The 16,486-nt window shown below is 44.4% G+C and carries 15 protein-coding genes; 9 read left to right on the top strand and 6 right to left on the bottom strand.

Features of this window, described 5'->3' with window-relative positions:
* Positions 1–40: 40 nt before the first annotated feature.
* Positions 41–910: a LysR family transcriptional regulator gene (locus tag OW495_RS04560; protein ID WP_102513004.1), complete on the bottom strand. Its 870-nt coding sequence runs from the start codon at positions 908–910 to the stop codon at positions 41–43.
* Between the two features lie 262 nt (positions 911–1,172).
* Between OW495_RS04560 and OW495_RS04565 the strand changes: the two genes are divergently transcribed.
* Positions 1,173–1,520: a DUF3316 domain-containing protein gene (locus OW495_RS04565; RefSeq protein WP_102513003.1), complete on the top strand. Its 348-nt coding sequence runs from the start codon at positions 1,173–1,175 to the stop codon at positions 1,518–1,520.
* 153 nt (positions 1,521–1,673) lie between these two features.
* Here OW495_RS04565 and OW495_RS04570 read toward each other — a convergent pair whose 3' ends face one another.
* Positions 1,674–3,311, bottom strand: a complete 1,638-nt coding sequence (locus OW495_RS04570) for a methyl-accepting chemotaxis protein (RefSeq protein ID WP_102513002.1) — start codon at positions 3,309–3,311, stop codon at positions 1,674–1,676.
* 260 nt (positions 3,312–3,571) lie between these two features.
* On the opposite strand from OW495_RS04570, the gene OW495_RS04575 reads away from it, so the two are divergent.
* Entirely contained in the window at positions 3,572–3,997 is a 426-nt protein-coding gene (locus OW495_RS04575) for a DUF3010 family protein (RefSeq protein ID WP_017088295.1), read from the top strand.
* A 79-nt stretch (positions 3,998–4,076) separates the two neighbouring features.
* On the opposite strand, the gene OW495_RS04580 is transcribed toward OW495_RS04575, so the two are convergent.
* From OW495_RS04580 to OW495_RS04590, 3 genes are all read right to left on the bottom strand, one after another.
* Positions 4,077–5,207 carry a TMEM43 family protein gene (locus OW495_RS04580; protein WP_289885245.1) on the bottom strand — a complete coding sequence of 377 codons (1,131 nt, stop codon included), beginning with the start codon at positions 5,205–5,207 and terminating at the stop codon, positions 4,077–4,079.
* 153 nt (positions 5,208–5,360) lie between these two features.
* Positions 5,361–5,831, bottom strand: a complete 471-nt coding sequence (locus OW495_RS04585) for a TetR family transcriptional regulator (protein WP_289885246.1) — start codon at positions 5,829–5,831, stop codon at positions 5,361–5,363.
* A 74-nt stretch (positions 5,832–5,905) separates the two neighbouring features.
* Positions 5,906–6,811 (bottom strand): DMT family transporter, encoded by a 906-nt coding sequence (locus OW495_RS04590; RefSeq protein WP_289885247.1) that lies wholly within the window; start codon positions 6,809–6,811, stop codon positions 5,906–5,908.
* Between the two features lie 124 nt (positions 6,812–6,935).
* Here OW495_RS04590 and OW495_RS04595 point away from each other — a divergent pair, with 124 nt between their 5' ends.
* From OW495_RS04595 to OW495_RS04610, 4 genes are all read left to right on the top strand, one after another.
* Positions 6,936–8,363 (top strand): PLP-dependent aminotransferase family protein, encoded by a 1,428-nt coding sequence (locus OW495_RS04595; RefSeq protein ID WP_289885248.1) that lies wholly within the window; start codon positions 6,936–6,938, stop codon positions 8,361–8,363.
* 119 nt (positions 8,364–8,482) lie between these two features.
* Complete coding sequence (locus OW495_RS04600; protein ID WP_017083131.1) at positions 8,483–9,487, top strand: LacI family DNA-binding transcriptional regulator; 1,005 nt, start codon at positions 8,483–8,485, stop codon at positions 9,485–9,487.
* 145 nt (positions 9,488–9,632) lie between these two features.
* Positions 9,633–11,096: a Na+/H+ antiporter NhaC gene (nhaC, locus tag OW495_RS04605; RefSeq protein ID WP_289885249.1), complete on the top strand. Its 1,464-nt coding sequence runs from the start codon at positions 9,633–9,635 to the stop codon at positions 11,094–11,096.
* Between the two features lie 12 nt (positions 11,097–11,108).
* Positions 11,109–12,284, top strand: coding sequence for a MalY/PatB family protein (locus OW495_RS04610; RefSeq protein ID WP_102512996.1), 1,176 nt, complete (start codon positions 11,109–11,111; stop codon positions 12,282–12,284).
* A 94-nt stretch (positions 12,285–12,378) separates the two neighbouring features.
* Here OW495_RS04610 and OW495_RS04615 read toward each other — a convergent pair whose 3' ends face one another.
* Entirely contained in the window at positions 12,379–12,927 is a 549-nt protein-coding gene (locus OW495_RS04615) for a carboxymuconolactone decarboxylase family protein (RefSeq protein WP_102512995.1), read from the bottom strand.
* A 462-nt stretch (positions 12,928–13,389) separates the two neighbouring features.
* Between OW495_RS04615 and OW495_RS04620 the strand changes: the two genes are divergently transcribed.
* The 3 genes from OW495_RS04620 to OW495_RS04630 are packed head-to-tail and all read left to right on the top strand — an operon-like array spanning position 13,390 to position 16,475.
* Complete coding sequence (locus tag OW495_RS04620; protein ID WP_029223272.1) at positions 13,390–13,938, top strand: ECF-type riboflavin transporter substrate-binding protein; 549 nt, start codon at positions 13,390–13,392, stop codon at positions 13,936–13,938.
* Positions 13,939–13,944: 6 nt separating this feature from the next.
* Entirely contained in the window at positions 13,945–15,639 is a 1,695-nt protein-coding gene (locus OW495_RS04625; RefSeq protein ID WP_289885250.1) for an ABC transporter ATP-binding protein, read from the top strand.
* The gene (locus OW495_RS04630) at positions 15,636–16,475 is read left to right on the top strand and encodes an energy-coupling factor transporter transmembrane component T (RefSeq protein ID WP_289885252.1); all 840 of its coding nucleotides are present in this window, start codon (positions 15,636–15,638) and stop codon (positions 16,473–16,475) included. The genes OW495_RS04625 and OW495_RS04630 overlap by 4 nt, the downstream gene beginning before the upstream one ends.
* Positions 16,476–16,486: the final 11 nt, after the last annotated feature.

Below are 16,486 nucleotides of genomic sequence, written 5' to 3' on the forward strand. Positions count from 1 at the left end.
CATTTTGGCTGACTAAATTATGTGACTTGACGTCATAGAACTAATCCAATTGCTCAGATAGAAAATCGACTAACAAGCGAACCTTTGAAGACAGGTTACGGTTCTGAGGGTATAGCGCCCAGATCCCCTCCTTGTCGTCTCGGTAATCAGACAGCACCTCAACCAACTCTCCCGAATCAAGATCTTCACTCACGTAATACTCTGGTAATTGCACCAAGCCAATGCTCTGTTTTGCTGCATCTAGTAAAGCTAGGCCACTATTACACTTGATTCGTCCATTAACACGAACTGAGCGAGGGCGACCATTTTCTTTAAAACGCCAATGCTCAAAGCCACCCACTAAGCATTGGTGATTAGTCAGCTCAGACAGCGTATGTGGCTCACCATAACGTTCAATGTATTCAGGGCTTGCACATACGTAGAGTTGTCGTTGAGAAAGCTTTTTTGCCACAAGACTTGAATCTTCTAAGCGACCAAGACGAATCGCCACATCAACACCGGAATCAATAAGGTCGAGCTTTTGGTTAGTCAGCATTAGCTCTAACTCTACTTGCGGATGGAGCTTTAAGAATTGATGAAGTATTGGGGCGAGTTGACGCTCGCCATAAGTCACGGGGGCCGTCACTTTCAACAAACCTTTCGGTGTGGATTGCATCTGCGTGACCGCAAGCTCAGCAATTTCTAAGCCCTCAACCAGCAACTTACACTGTTGATAATAGAGTTGCCCCGCCTCTGTTAGAGAAACCTTACGAGTCGTTCGATTGAGTAGTTTCACTGCAAGACGCTCTTCGAGGTTTGCGACTCTGCGACTGATTTGAGCCACCGACGTAGTGAGCTTCTGCGCCGCGCCAGTAAAGCTTTCACGCTCTGCCACTGCAACAAACTCACTTACCCCTTCCCAATTGGCCATGCCTTTACCTTATGCTGAACTTTGGTTACCCATACAGTGTATTGAAGATAGATATCAGTGTCACCTTGCTTGATATGCGCTGCGCATAAATATTCGCCACCTACAATCGGCCAAAATCATTCCAACCAACTGCTGACATTTCTCATTATTCCTTACCGAACACTAACAAAATCGTCGTCTCCCCTGACACTCCTCCTACCACTTCATTGATATGTTGGTTCTGTACCGGAACACAGGTACTTCAACAAAGTAAGGTACTCCTATGAAAAAATTAATCATACTTGCATCAACTCTTGTACTCAGCACCACGGCGTTTGCAGCAACCAAAACAACGATTCAAGAAACAACGCTAAAATCTGATACATTTGTTACTGAAGCGGAAGCATACGATGCAGGAACAAACCTTATGGATGAGCTAAGCGCAAAGACACCTTTTGAGCTTTCTAGAGAACTGCCACAGTTCCAACAAACAACAAAATACGATTCGTTCAAGATTGATGACGCAAATATGGAAGTGAAAAAAATCACTAACATGAGCGGCGACATCCATTACCAAGCGAACGTAAAAGTTGATTACCGTTACACATACAAAGACGGTCGTAACAGCTAACACCGAATGATTGATCAGTTCGCAAACCGATCACGCATCCAAAAAAAAAGCCCGTACTCATTGAGTACGGGCTTTTTTGTCGTTCAGTGCTAGTTAATAGAATCCAGAACGAACAACCATTATCAGATCATATTTATCTGCTTATTTTAAAAATCAAACTTCAAATTGAGAAACAAGGCTATCAAGCGCTTCACATTGCTCCGCCAATGCCATACAAGCATTCTCAGCGCTGCTCGCCATTTCAACCATTTGCATCGTGCTTTCTGCTATGCGTTGAACATTCTTATTCACTTCTTCAGACACTTGAGACTGTTGAGAAGCCGCAGTCGCGATTTGAGTATTCATTTCGTTCATCATGCCAATAGAATTACGAATCTCGCTCAAAGAAGACGCCGCGGTACCCGCCTGAACAATGGTTTTCTCACCGCTAATTTTGCTTTCGTTCATCACGCCAACCGCTTGCTTTGCGCCCACTTCAAGACGCTCGATCATCGATTGAATTTCACCCGTACTGTCTTGCGTTTTACTGGCTAAGGCTCTTACTTCATCCGCAACAACCGCAAAGCCACGACCTTGTTCGCCCGCACGCGCAGCTTCAATAGCCGCATTCAATGCCAATAAGTTAGTTTGCTCGGCAATACCTCGGATTACGCCTAAGATTGACGCTATGTTCTTCACATCACTATCGAGTTCATGAACCACACCACTCGCGTTTTCAATGTCATGTGCTAGACGTTCAATTGAGCTTACTGTTAAGCCCAAGGTTTTATCCGCTGATTCCACTTCACGATTAGCCGTGTTGCTCGCTGAAGCCGCTTCTAATGCATTGCCACTTACCGCTTCACTGGTCGCTTGCATTTCATGAACAGCCGCAGCCACCACCTCGCTCTCTTTCTGTTGGTTCGATGAAAACTCAGCAACGCCTTGTGTTAGAGATTTGATGTTTTCCATCTCTGCACGTACAGCATTAGAGGTGATAATAACCTGCTCGATTGTCACATGGATTTTGCCAACGAATTGGTTAAATGCAGAGCTAAGACGCGCAATTTCATCACTGCCTTCCACGTTCATACGCTGAGAAAGATCGCCATCACCAGATGCAATTTCAGCCATGGCTTTTTCTACATTTTGAATCGGCTTAACGATAAAACGATTCGACAACCACAGCGCGAAAATAGCCGCTAAGATCGCAACACCCATGCCTATTTCGATGATCACCTTGCTTGATTCAATCGACTCGTTGGCTTGCTTGCGTAACTCAACTTGCTTAGCTTCAATCAAGCTACGTACTGAACGAAGCTGTTCACGAATGATCGCAAATTCTGCATCCAAAGCTGGCGAATAGTCGATATTGTATTGGTGAGCATTCTCTGGGTCAGCAAACAGTGGTTCGTGTAACGCAACCCACTTGCTCATCGCATCCACTAACTTAGTAACCTCTCCTCGTGAAGAAGGATCGAGCACTCCTGCAGAATAAAGCGTTAACACACTTTCAAAACGAGGAACGGCTTTGTAAGCGTTATCTTTAAACTCAAACTTTTGGTAATCAATCGCGGCTTGGTCTTTTGCCAACAACAGGCCTTGAGCAGACGAAATGACTTGGTAGATATCGCGATAACCATCTTCCAGATTATCCAATACCGGCTGAACCACATTATTCAGCTCGTGGTTGATAGCAGCTTGAGCGTTAGATTTGATAACGTTCAAAACCGTAACTGTAGAAAACACAATAACAATCACCATTAGCGGGATCGCAATTTTACTCTTAATAGAAAGGTTGTTGATACTCATAGGGGTTAATAACCACACAATAGATAGGGACTCCCGCATAATATACCGTACAAATATTAAGACACGCTATGAATTTGTGAAGCCTCTCTCAAAGCAAACGATGTCGCCCAATTGGTTGACGTTTACTTAACGAACAACCAACGATGTGGATACAGTACACGCGTTTTTTATGTACTTATTTGCTACTTAGGAACGCTATTACTGGAGAAGTGTGAGAAATAGCACCATAATGTACGGCTCAAAAGTAAATAGGTATAAACATGAAAATTTGTGGCGTTGAAATCAAAGGTAATGATGCAATCATTTGTCTACTTTCTCTTTCTGATGGCGTATTTAACATTCCTGATTGTCGCGTTTCAAAAGTCGCAATTGGCGATGCAAACGACACGCAAAACATGAAAGATTTTCAATTCTCTTTCGCAAAACTGATGGAAGATTACCAAGTAGATAAAGTAGTAATTCGTCAGCGCCAAACTAAAGGCAAATTTGCTGGCGGCGGCTTCGGCTTCAAACTAGAAGCAGCAATTCAGTTGATCGATGGCCTAGACGTAACGGTTGTATCACCTGCTGACATCAAAGAGAGCCTTAAGCGCAACCCTCTTATGATGAAGTTTAAAGAGACTGGCCTTAAGCAATACCAAGAAGCACCGTTTACAACGGCATACGCTTGCTTGATGCAACGCTAATCCATAGTCGCTAAAACGCTATTGATAGAGAAAGAGCCTGTTATTACAGGCTCTTTTTTATATTCTGTTTCGGTAAGCGTTACACAATGATAACCGTAATTAAGGTGCCTAAAGCCGCTAGGCTAAACGAAATCAGAGCCATTCCACCACCTATCACGGTACCGATGACAGGAATGACGCTAGCTACTACAATAATGGGGCGCAGTAATAGAAAAAAGCCCGCCCACATAAACACAAACCCTCCAAAACGCAGCGCCCAAGTCGCAAACGTGTTTTCGCTATGAGCCTTTTCAAACATCTCATCTTTAGTTTTCACACCATATTGCAGCAAACTCAGTGGGCCATTTTTAGTATTCCAAGCACGAAACCCTTCCTCAATCTGCTGAGCCACAATGGAGACAACCGCAGGCTCAACAATATGAAAAGTGACCTTCATATCTCCGATATTTGGTGCATCCGGATCACTACCTATGTAGTACCCTTGTTTATCTTTAGTTACGTGACCATATACTTGCTCACCAACCAACAAGTCTGAATCAGCCTTAATTTCCACGTATCGACTCATCATACGAGAGAGCTCATACGGAAACTCGAAACCACCAAAACGCATATTCTCAGCATTATAAATTGTGGTTTTGAAAGCTACTGATTCAGGATTACGATACTGTTTTTGCTTAAAAACCGTCGAGTCTCGCAAACGTTCTGACCAAACTTTGCGATAAGTGTAAGTTGTTACCTCTTTCTCTGTCCCATCAGACAATTTTTGCATGTAAGTTCGACGAGACTCTTTCCATTGATACACCTGAACTCTTCGTTTTAGATGGATACCAACGGCTTTAATACCGAATTCGGGGTCCACCAAGGTGTCCTTTGTAGTAGCTAAACCATGAGTATGAACCAACTTCTGATTGTTGTTCCAATCACGCTGATCAGATGCAATAGAAATAGCGGCTTTCTCTCCTTGCTTAAGCACTTTTTCACGATGGTCAGAACGATGCTCATTGGCATATAGAATAAATAGAGCAAAAGAAATCAGAAATACACCAAAACCTAAATCACCAATAGCAGCCTTCACTCTTTGGCTCCAGGTTCGTTCTTTGATTACCGAATACTCTTGTCCATTACCGTCGTAGCATTGTGATTCGGAATACATATCCTCATTAGTGTCAAAGCTTGGCTCTTCGCTATTGGAGCTATCATGGTCAGTCATTGGTTCCCCTAGTCATTAATGCAAAACATTATTGAGTACCAGTACTCAATAATGTCAAAAAAATGCCCATATCAACATCCTAGATATGGGCACCCATTCGCATTATAGAGTATTAACACATAAGAACAAGGTTAAATAACGAACAAATTATTACTATAACTTATTGTTCATATACGAAATAAGACTACGACCTAAGGCTAGATCCACCGTATCTTGTGCTTCCACTTTACCGATATTATTCGCGAGTACACCAGTTAGACGAGTCACCGCTTTTGTAGTCGCCGCGGCAGAAACAGGTGCTAATGCATTGGTCATAATAATATGCAGGCATTCACGGAAAATCTGATTATCATTCAGCGACTGCTTCCATGAATCGAGAAAAGAATCCCTGCCAGTAAAGTCCAACAACTTAGTTGCCTGCTGGAATACTTGCCCTTCTAACGCATAGGCAAATTGCATCTTATTAGCGTAATAACGTTGCAGAGATGACTTGGTTATCCCCATTTTTTTGGCAATTCGATCATAGGTCACGGCATCCCAACCTTCTGTCAAAAACAGGTTGAGGATGCATTCATCGTACATCTTTCGCTTACGTTGTATCTCTTCAGCACTGACCCTTGCCATATGTCCTCTTGATATTAATTAGCTCGCTAGCGCTACTTTACACCGGATCTTATCCACACTGTCAACCTTGGTGATTAGCGCGATCTATTTAAAGCCGTTTGTTGTCGAAACTTAATCAGTTCTGGCTTCTTCACCACCAGATAAACAGCAGCGGCAGACAAAGCGAAGCCCATTGCACCATAGATGTCGAACGACTCACCAAAGATAAGCCAAGCTTGAATTGCAGTCGTCGGTGGAACCAAATAAAACACCGAGGCCACACTTGAAGAAGCGCCGTGCTCTACCATGTAAAGCAACAATAAGATGGCGATACACGACAAAACAATCACTAACCAAGCAAGAGTTAACGTGAATTCGAGAGTCCAGTTCACTTGCATGGTTTCGTAACGCATAGCAAAAGGAAGGAACAATGCCGCCGATGCTAAATATTGAACCATCGCGCCACCTACCATATCTGTGCCTTTACAAAAGCGCTTCTGATACAAAGTACCGACCGTAATACCCACCAAAGAAACCAAACACAATAACGTTGCCAAGCCTTTTTGGTCGTCAGACTGCCATTCAATATTGCCCATCAATACCAAGCTAATTCCAGCAAAACCAAGCGCTAAGCCCAGCCATTGTGCGAAGTTAAAACGCTGTGAAGTACAGCTAATCATAATCAAGGCAGTCAGGATCGGTTGTAAGCCAACAAGTAGCGAACTCAACCCAGCGGGCATCCCCATATCAATCGCGAGATAAGTACCACCAAGGTAGAAACCATGAATCAAGACTCCGACCACACAAGCATGAAAGAATGCGCGACCACGAGGAATACGACGTTTAAGAATGGCAATCAAAACTAAGAACAGCGCCACGTTGGCTACCATCCTAAGTGAAAGCAACGTTGCGGGTTCGGCGTATTCCACGCCAAGACGTGCGCCAACAAAGCCTGACGACCACAATATTACAAACACGAACGGAATCATTTTAATCAGCATTACAAACCTCTGGTCAACTCTTCATCAATGCTGTTACCTTAGTTGGGTACAGATAACTAATAAAGATACAGATATAACACTTTAAATGGTTACAGATTAAAAATGAGCAACGAGGGAAAACAACGTGGAAGCAGAACTCAGCGGCAATAAATATCTTGCTACCGAACAACATATTAAGACTCAGATCGATAAAGGACTCTTTCATCCAGACGACCGCCTTCCCTCAATTCGTCAACTAAGCGAACAGCTTGGCGTGAGCAAAAATACCGTGATTCGCGCCTATCAAGAATTGGAAGCGACAGGCTGGGTGTACTCGGTTCCCAAGTCGGGTTATCGCGTCAAAGCACCGAACACCACAAGTTGGGATACGCCCAGCCAGCCTCAAAAAGTCGACCTCTTGTCTGTCACCAAATCTGTACTCTCTCGTCCGAAAGGTCGCTTGAAGCTACTTGCTGGTTCTGCACACCCGAACATCAACAATCCTGCAATTCGTAGCTTGTACGCTGAAATCGGTCGCCATAGCCGTTTGCAAACTCAACTTCCGGGCTACTATCAACTCCCTCCCGGTGACGAGCAATTAGTAAAGCAATTGTTAAAGATCACCCATGATCTAGGTGTTCCCGCGGGATCGAAAGAGATTGCGATTACTCACGGTGCTCAACAGGCGATCAGTTTGGCTTTACGTGCACTCACCAAACCGGGTGACATCGTGGCCGTAGAGTCACCGTGTTACTTTGGCAATTTATTGTTACTCGAATCACTTGGCTTACAAGCCCTAGAAATACCAAGCAGTGTTAGCCACGGAATCGACATCCCTTCACTGCAAAGTGCACTGGACAAATGGGAAGTCAAAACGCTGCTGCTGACACCAAACTTTACCAACCCGGCTGGCTCAAGAATGCCTCTGGCTAATCGAAAAGCCTTGTTGGAGATCACCGGATCTTTGCCGATTATCGAAGATGATGTATTCGGTAGCTTGGCGTTTGACGCACCGATTGCGAGCCTCAAAGAGCTAGATCATCAAGACAGAGTCATCTACGTCAACTCGCTATCCAAGACCTTAGACTCACGATTACGAATCGGTTGGTTACTGTCGGGGCGCTATCAGCCCTTGGTCGAGAAGTATCTACTATGCGATAACATGGGCAGTTCCAATCTGATGCAATCGGCGGTCGGACAGTTTCTCACGACAGGCAAATACCGCAGCCATTTATCTAAGATGAAACGGCTCTATCAAACCAATCAAAAACAATTCCAAAGTCTATTAGTACAAGCTCTGGATAGCTACCCGCACCTTGTTGGTCGCTACCATTTGTCAAAGCCGGAAGGTTCATTTCTCAACTGGATAACACTGCCAGAATCAGTCGACAGCTATGCCGTCTATCAAGATTGCTTGAAACACAAATTAGGCATCTTACCCGGCACCGTGTTTGGCACACACGACCAATACAAACACTGCTTGCGTTTCACCGTAGCAAACATTGAAGAGAGTAAAGAGTGGAAAGAAGGCGTGGTGATGTTGGCTCGGATAATCGCCAAACATACGTGCTAAATATCGCCAGACCTAGCTAAACTCATAGAATTGGTGTTAACAAGCTTTGACCTTATTAACATTTTCAACAGCAAAGATTCGTTACACTCGCAGCCTTTCTATGCCTAGCGGAGTTCGACGTGGCAACTATCAAAGATGTAGCGGCACTTGCCGGAGTTTCAACAGCAACCGTTTCACGAGTAATGAACCGTACCTGCTATGTCGAACCTATCACGTTGGAGCGCGTAGAACGTGCAATCAAAGAACTCAACTACCACCGAGATGCACGTGCCACGGCTTTAGCAAGTCGAAGTAGCAACACGTTAGGCTTATTGACGGGCAACTTAGCTGACCCTTTCTTTGCGCTTGTTGCCAAGAGCGTTGAAGAAGTCGCGAGAACAAACGGATACCAGCTGGTTGTGGTGAGTGGCGGACACAATGCTCAGCGAGAGAAAGAAGGCCTCGACTTCCTAATCAGCCAAGGCTGTGAGGCAATGGTAGTTCACTCGAAAATGCTCGATGACGTGACCTTACTTCGCTACTCCTCTCAACTGCCAGCAATGGTGCTACTCAATCGCACTATTGCTCAGATATCAAATCGCTCAGTGTGGGTAGACAACAAACTCGGCTCTCAAGTCTCGGTGCAACATTTGATTGCACTCGGACATCGAAAAATTGCCTATGTCTCGAGCGACCTTCCAATCCAAGATAGAACAGACCGTTTGCAAGGCTACCAAGAAGCCATGAAAGCGGCCAATATCGAAATACAATCAAACTGGATCATCAACCAAAATTTTAGTGAATCGGGTGGTGAAGCGGCAGGTGATATCTTGGTAAGCCAATGCCCAGAGGTCACAGCCGCCGTCACCTTTAATGATGTTATGGCAGCCGGATTAATGACCAGCTTACAAGATCAAGGTATCTCGGTTCCCAACGATATTTCAGTCATCGGCTTTGATGATGTTTTACTCGCTCGCTACCTTTACCCTAGGTTAACCACCATGCACAACCCTATCGACGAGATGTCGACTTATGCGGCTAACCTTGCCATAAAACTAAAAGCTGCAGGATACGCGCCTCCCAAACAACATAAATTCGAAGCGACACTGGTTGAAAGGCAGACAGTTAAGTCAATCAAGCACTAAAATGAGACAAAATGTGACCAAAATCTCATGTATACACCTCATGTAACCGCTTACATGAAAACAGTGTTGAAGTCGCACTTTCGATTTCAGAGCACGCTTATTATGCATTCCGAACAAACCCTACATTCATCTGAGGACAACAAATATGAATAACTCAAAGCCTCTACCATCGTTCGGATTAGCATTAGCACCTATAGCCGTTATGTTTGCGCTGCTTGCTATTGGATACGGTGTTTTAGGACTTCGCATTGAAGTTCTGCTGCTCATTTCTGCGACTTTCACTGCATGTATTGCTTGGAAGATGGGCTACAACTGGGATGACATTATCAACGCGATTGTTGAGAAACTCGCAAAAGCGATGCCTGTTATCTTGATATTGGTTTCAGTGGGCGGCCTTATCGCAAGCTGGATGATCAGTGGCACTATCCCTTACATGGTTTACTGGGGACTAAAAGTCATCAGTGCTGAATACATACTCATTGCTGCCTTTTTTGTTACTTCTGTTGTCTCTGTATGTACTGGTACTTCTTGGGGATCTGCGGGTACCGTTGGTGTTGCACTGATGGGTGTTGCGGCAGGTTTAGATGTATCACTGGCTGCTGCTGCCGGCGCCGTTGTTTCTGGCGCATATTTTGGCGATAAGATCTCGCCTCTTTCAGACTCAACCAACTTTGCACCTGTCGTTTCAGGCACTACCTTATACGAACACATTCAACACATGCTTTACACAACGCTACCAGGCTTTGTGATTGCTTCTGTTGTCTTTTTCTTCGCAGGCCAAAGTGCCGATATCAGCACGGTTGGCGAGCCAGAAAAAGTGACTCAAATTCTTGCTGGGCTAGATAGCCTTTATAACTTCAACATTCTTCTGATTATCCCACCAGTAATGATTCTTTGGGGGGCATTAACCAAAAAGCCTGTTCTGCCACTGATGCTAGGTGCGTCTGCCCTTGCGATTGTATTAGGTATGGTTCTACAAGGTTTCTCTCTACAACAAGGTTTCCAAGCTTATGTCGACGGCTTCAATGTCGCTCTGTTTGAAGCGAAAGGTACAGCGATTGACGGCCTAATCCCTGATGTGTCTAAGCTGCTAAACCGTGGTGGTTTGTTCTCAATGATGAGCACCATCCTACTGGTTTTCTGTGCGTTCTCTTTTGCAGGTGTTTTAAGCCTAACCGGTGCATTGAATGTGGTACTAGGTCGTTTCTTGCATATGATTCACTCAACAGGACAGCTTATCGCATCAACAGTGATCGCGACGATTACCGTAGTTTTCACGACATCAGATGGCAAACTGGCGCTTCTTATTCCAGGTGAATTGTTCCAAAACGCTTACCGTAAAATGGGGCTAGATACTAAAAACCTATCAAGAACCATCGAAGACGCAGGCACGATTATTGAGCCACTGGTTCCTTGGACAGCTGCGGGTATTTACATGGCAAGCACACTAGGTGTCGCGACGCTAGATTACCTACCTTGGGCAATTCAATGTTACACCGGTGTCGTTTTCGCTCTTATTTATGGTTTCACTGGATTTGGTATCGCCCCTGCAAAACCAGAGCAGTCAGAAGACTCCGCAGAAACTTCTCTAGCTCACAGCATTAAGTAAGGCTCACATCATATGAATTCTTTCGACAATACGATTAACCGCCGAAATACAGGGTCGGTAAAGTGGGACTTTATGGAGCAGAAGCTCGGACTGGAAGGCTCTGACTTATTGCCAATGTGGGTATCAGACTACGATTTCCAAGCTCCTCAGCAAGTGCTCGACCGTTTAGCTCAAGATATCGCTCATGGTATTTTTGGGTACTCGGAACGTCAGGATGACTATTACAAAGCTGTGATTAATTGGTTTAAAAACCAACATAACACTGAAATAAAAAAAGAGTGGATAACCACGATACATGGTGTGTTACCGGGTATCGCAATGGCGCTGCAAATGCTCACTCAAGAGAATGACCAGATCGTTATTCAAAGCCCAGGCTACGGTTCATTTCGTAAGATCATCGAACTGAATGACCGCAGAGTTTTGAACAATCCGTTGATTGAATCTGATGGTCACTACCAGCTTGATTTTGCTCACTTGGAAGACTGCTTTGCCAGTGGTGCAAAGGCATTGGTCTTCTGTAACCCTCACAACCCAACAGGCAGAGCATGGAACGAGCAAGAGCTAACGCAAGTTGCCGAGCTGTGTAGAAAACACGATGTGTGGCTGATCAGTGATGAAATTTGGAGTGACCTAACGCTAACACCTAATGTATTTCATTCGACGTTAAACTTACCAAGCTTGCTAACCGACAAACTTATTGTGGCGACCGCGGCCAGTAAAACGTTTGGTTTGTCATCATTGAGAATCTCAAACTTCATCATTCCAAATTCGGTGTTGAAGGAGCAGTTTGTTCGCCGCTTGGATGCGCATGGCATGGATTGCTTCAATAGCCTATCAATGTCAGCGACAACCACTGCGTACCAAGAGTGTGAAACTTGGTTAGCGGACTTAAAACACTATCTGCAAGACAACATAGAAACGCTGAACGGATTCATAAAAGCTGAATTGCCTCATATTCGCTTCACGAAACCCGAAGCGACATATCTTGCATGGCTAGACTGCCGTTCAATGAAACTAAGCGATGCAGAGCTTGAGCGCAAACTCATTGCAGCCGGTATTGTACCGAGTATGGGTTGTGCCTTTGGCGAGGAAGGTTCAGGATTTATTCGTTTGAATCTAGGGTGCCCTGCAGAAATATTAGCAGACGCTTTGGTACGACTAAAAGTAGCATTAGCTGTAGATAAGTAAGTAACTAGAAAACGTCACCCACTCCAAACAACAAAGCCCCACTCAACTGAGCGGGGCTTTCATCATTCTTACTATTTACTTATTTAAAGGTAAATTAACCTTGCCAAGCAAACTGTTCGAATACCTTGTCTACTGGCGTTTCAGCAACACGGTTTACATAGTTACTGATCACTTTCTGAGACAGGCCAAGAATCACTTCTAACACTTGTTGTTGACCGTAGCCCGCTTCGAAAAATGCTGCCATTTCACTTTCAGACACATTACCGCGGTTGCGTACCATACTCAGCGTGAAGTCATGCAGTGCTTGCAGCTTTTCAGTGGGTAGAGCCGTGCGATTACGCAATGCTTCGGTGATTGCAGGATCAACCTTCATTGAATGTGCAATACCTGTGTGCGCCGGTACGCAGTAATGACATTCGTGTTCAACGTTGATGGTTTGCCAAACAACCGTCAGCTCTTCAGCATCAAAAGACGAGTCATTAAAAAGCTGATGAAGCTCTCTGTAGGCTTTCAGTGTGTTCGGGGATTCAGCTAACACGCCAAACAACCCAGGAACTCTGCCCATCTGCTTTTTAGCACCTTCAAGAATAGGTTGGCTTTTCTCTGGCGCTGATTCTACTGAGTGAATTTTGAAGTTGCTCATTGTTTTATCCCTATCAATTTATGATTCTAAAGTTATTCAATCACGGAGCAATTAATGACTGTTCTCCGTTGGTGTGAAAACAATATAGATCGAACCAGAACGATCGTTCAAGTTAATTTTGAACAAATGTTCAAAATTAACTTGAAAAAGATAGGAAAGTAAACCTAAAGCAATACTTTTTCATCACTCGATATATTCTGACAACATGTATGTCAGAGAGTGATCTACGTACTTTAGGGCAAACTATTGATTAACTATAAATTGCGCTTTTTCATGACATTTCCACGTTCAGATGGAATTTTAGACATCTAGACACTTACCTTCCCTTATGGAAGGGTTCTGCTATATAATGCGCGCCTTATTTTTATATTTGCCCAAAAAACGATCTCATTGAGACACATATTAATAGTGGCGAATATTGGTTCTTTATTATGCTTTATCTTTCAGTATTCGAGGTTATCTATGAACTTTTCAGCTAAAACAGTCGTCGTTATCGCTATTGGCGCGGCACTGTACGGCATTGGTGGTTTACCTATGTTTGGTGTGCCAGTGTTTGCTAACACGACATTAAAACCAGCAATGGCAGTTCTAGCACTGTTCTCTGTTCTATTTGGCCCGATTGTTGGCTTCTTAGTTGGCTTTATCGGCCACTGGGTAACTGACCTGTTCGCAGGTTGGGGCGTATGGTTAACTTGGGTATTAGGCTCAGGTATTGTCGGTATGGTTATCGGCTTATTCCCAATGATGACTAAGAACCGCCTGCAACAAGGCGAACTGCCAATGAAAGATTTTGCACTGTTCGTGATACTTGCCCTCGCGGGTAACGTCGTGGGATACGGCTGCTCTGCGTTCCTAGACACCATCCTATACGCAGAACCGTTTACTAAAGTCTTCACACAACTGTCTATCATCGCAGCGGGTAACACCGTTCTGATCGCTGTTGTAGGCTTCCTGATCCTCAAATCAGTCGCTAAGCGTAACAAACAAAGCCGCAACCTAACTGAGGCATAAGCGCTAATGACTATAGCATTTTCGAACTTCTCTTTTAGATATGAGTCGCTGGATAAACCGACGCTAAAAAATATCAATCTAAGGATAGAGAAAGGAGAGAAAATCGTCATTATTGGACCAAGTGGTAGTGGTAAATCTACCCTAGGTCAATGCCTCAATGGCCTGATACCTCATGCCATTAAAGGTGAGGTAACGGGCACTTTAGAGATCAACGGTAAGAATATCTCTGAGTTTTCAATGCACGACTACACCGAGCAAGTAGGCACAGTATTGCAAGATACTGACAGCCAATTTGTGGGGTTAAGTATCGGTGAAGATATCGCGTTCGCATTGGAAAACCAGTTGATATCGAACATTGATATGTACCCGTTAGTTAAATCGACCGCAAAAATGGTCGACCTAGCGGGTATGCTTGACCGCTCTCCTCATGATCTATCTGGTGGCCAGAAACAGCGTGTATCATTAGCGGGTATCTTAGTCGATGATGTCGATATCTTGTTGTTTGATGAACCTTTAGCAAGCCTTGACCCTAAAACTGGCAAGGCGACTATTGACATCATCGACCAACTGCATAAAGAGACCAACAAGACCATCGTGATCATCGAGCACCGTCTTGAAGATGTTCTGCATCGCGATATTGATCGTGTGATCTTAATGGAGCGCGGCGAAATCGTTGCAGACACGACACCCGATGAAATCTTAGCTTCAAAATTACTTGAGACGCACGGTATTCGTGAACCTCTTTATCTATCAGCGCTTAAAGCAGCAAAAGCTCCTTTGACTAACGAAGATAAGCTGTCAAACCTCAAAGCGTTGGATTACAAAAGATTCCGCCCTGCTATGCAAGCTTGGTTTGCCGAGCGTCCTGCCCCGGTAGCAGAGAAGCAGTACACGCCTTTACTCGAAGTACATGGCCTAACTTATTCTTACGACGGCGAAAAGAATGCACTCGAAGATGTCAGCTTCAAGATTGGCAAGGGTGAGTTTGTTTCAATACTGGGTAAAAACGGATCGGGTAAGTCCACCATCACCAAGATTATTATGGGTGTGATTGACGCAGATTCAGGCTCTTCATACCTCAATGGTGAAGACCTGTCTGAGCTTTCTATCTTTGAAAGAAGCCAAAAAGTCGGCGTGGTCATGCAAAACCCGAATCATATGATCTCGCATCATATGATTTTTGATGAAATTGCTTTCGGTCTTCGTAACCGTGGTGTTGCAGAAGAACTGATCACAGAAAAAGTTGAGAACGTTCTTGAGTTATGTGGGTTGAGCAAGTTCCGCCATTGGCCTATTGAAGCATTGAGCTACGGTCAGAAAAAGCGCGTGACGATCGCCTCTATCTTGGTGTTGGAGCCTGAGCTTCTGATCTTAGATGAGCCAACAGCAGGACAAGACTACCGTAACTACACATCTATGTTGGCGTTCATCCAAAAACTCAACCGTGATTTAGGTATTACTGTCGTGATTATCTCCCATGATATGCACTTGGTTCTAGAGTACACCACACGTTCAATCGTCATTGCAGACAGTAAACTGATTGCCAATGCCGCCATGACCGAAGTGTTTAGTCAGCCATCGCTTTTAGAGCGTGCCAACCTATGCACTACCAGCATTTATGAACTTGCAACTATGATGAAAATCGACGATACCAATGCATTTATGCAATACTTCATCGACTACGAGAGAAGTGCTAAATGAACGCATCAAAAGTAAAATTCGGCATCAACTACATTGACACGAAATCGCCGCTGCACGCCCTCAATGGCATCACGAAATTTGCACTCTTCTTAGCTTGGGTAACCGTAGTATTGACTACGTTTGACCTGAGGTTGATTACGCTGCTTATCGTGACCGGTTTATACCTACTAAAGCTCACCAACGTGCCTTTACGCGTCTATAAGCCTTTGTTATTGGGTACCGCAAGTGTGCTGAGCTTAAACGCATTGTTCATGTACCTGCTTGCTCCACAGCAAGGCACTGAACTCATCGGCAGCGAAACCATATTGCTAACGCTTCCTGGTAATTACTCATTGAGCCAAGAGACGCTGTTTTACTTGGTCACTGTTACCCTGAAGTACATGAGTATGTTCCCAATAGCGCTAATCTTTGTCTTCACAACGCACCCTACAGAGTTTGCAGCCAGCCTCAACCGTATCGGCGTTCCATACAAGATCGCCTATGCAGTAAGCTTAACACTGCGCTATTTGCCTGAAGTAAAAAAAGACTTCATCAACATCATGCACGCACAACAGGCTCGTGGTGTCGAACTATCAAAGAAAGCACCACTTATCACTCGCATCAAAAACGTGGCAAAGGTCTTAGGCCCGCTCATTTTTTCCAGTTTGGATCGTGCAGACGAGATCTCAAATGCGATGACACTGCGAGGCTTTGGTCGACACAAAGCGCGAACGTGGTACAGCTATGCATCTTTAAAACGTGTCGACTTTATGTGCTTAACGGTCATCACCTTGATAGTAATATTGGCTATTGTAAAACGAATTCTTGAAACTGAATTGTTTTGGCATCCGTTCTAGTTTTATTTACC

Source organism: Vibrio sp. 14N.309.X.WAT.E.F5, from assembly GCF_030397615.1.
In the GTDB taxonomy this organism is placed as follows: domain Bacteria; phylum Pseudomonadota; class Gammaproteobacteria; order Enterobacterales; family Vibrionaceae; genus Vibrio; species Vibrio lentus.

What these genes read in the sequence shown, in the direction of transcription:
- OW495_RS04590 (WP_289885247.1), bottom strand. Translation starts at nt 6,811, where the DNA reads ATGCTGATTAAAATGATTCCGTTCGTGTTTGTAATATTGTGGTCGTCA.
- OW495_RS04565 (WP_102513003.1), top strand. Translation starts at nt 1,173, where the DNA reads ATGAAAAAATTAATCATACTTGCATCAACTCTTGTACTCAGCACCACG.
- OW495_RS04570 (WP_102513002.1), bottom strand. Translation starts at nt 3,311, where the DNA reads ATGAGTATCAACAACCTTTCTATTAAGAGTAAAATTGCGATCCCGCTA.
- OW495_RS04625 (WP_289885250.1), top strand. Translation starts at nt 13,945, where the DNA reads ATGACTATAGCATTTTCGAACTTCTCTTTTAGATATGAGTCGCTGGAT.
- OW495_RS04620 (WP_029223272.1), top strand. Translation starts at nt 13,390, where the DNA reads ATGAACTTTTCAGCTAAAACAGTCGTCGTTATCGCTATTGGCGCGGCA.
- OW495_RS04615 (WP_102512995.1), bottom strand. Translation starts at nt 12,927, where the DNA reads ATGAGCAACTTCAAAATTCACTCAGTAGAATCAGCGCCAGAGAAAAGC.
- OW495_RS04560 (WP_102513004.1), bottom strand. Translation starts at nt 910, where the DNA reads ATGGCCAATTGGGAAGGGGTAAGTGAGTTTGTTGCAGTGGCAGAGCGT.
- nhaC (WP_289885249.1), top strand. Translation starts at nt 9,633, where the DNA reads ATGAATAACTCAAAGCCTCTACCATCGTTCGGATTAGCATTAGCACCT.
- OW495_RS04575 (WP_017088295.1), top strand. Translation starts at nt 3,572, where the DNA reads ATGAAAATTTGTGGCGTTGAAATCAAAGGTAATGATGCAATCATTTGT.
- OW495_RS04630 (WP_289885252.1), top strand. Translation starts at nt 15,636, where the DNA reads ATGAACGCATCAAAAGTAAAATTCGGCATCAACTACATTGACACGAAA.
- OW495_RS04610 (WP_102512996.1), top strand. Translation starts at nt 11,109, where the DNA reads ATGAATTCTTTCGACAATACGATTAACCGCCGAAATACAGGGTCGGTA.
- OW495_RS04585 (WP_289885246.1), bottom strand. Translation starts at nt 5,831, where the DNA reads ATGGCAAGGGTCAGTGCTGAAGAGATACAACGTAAGCGAAAGATGTAC.
- OW495_RS04580 (WP_289885245.1), bottom strand. Translation starts at nt 5,207, where the DNA reads ATGACTGACCATGATAGCTCCAATAGCGAAGAGCCAAGCTTTGACACT.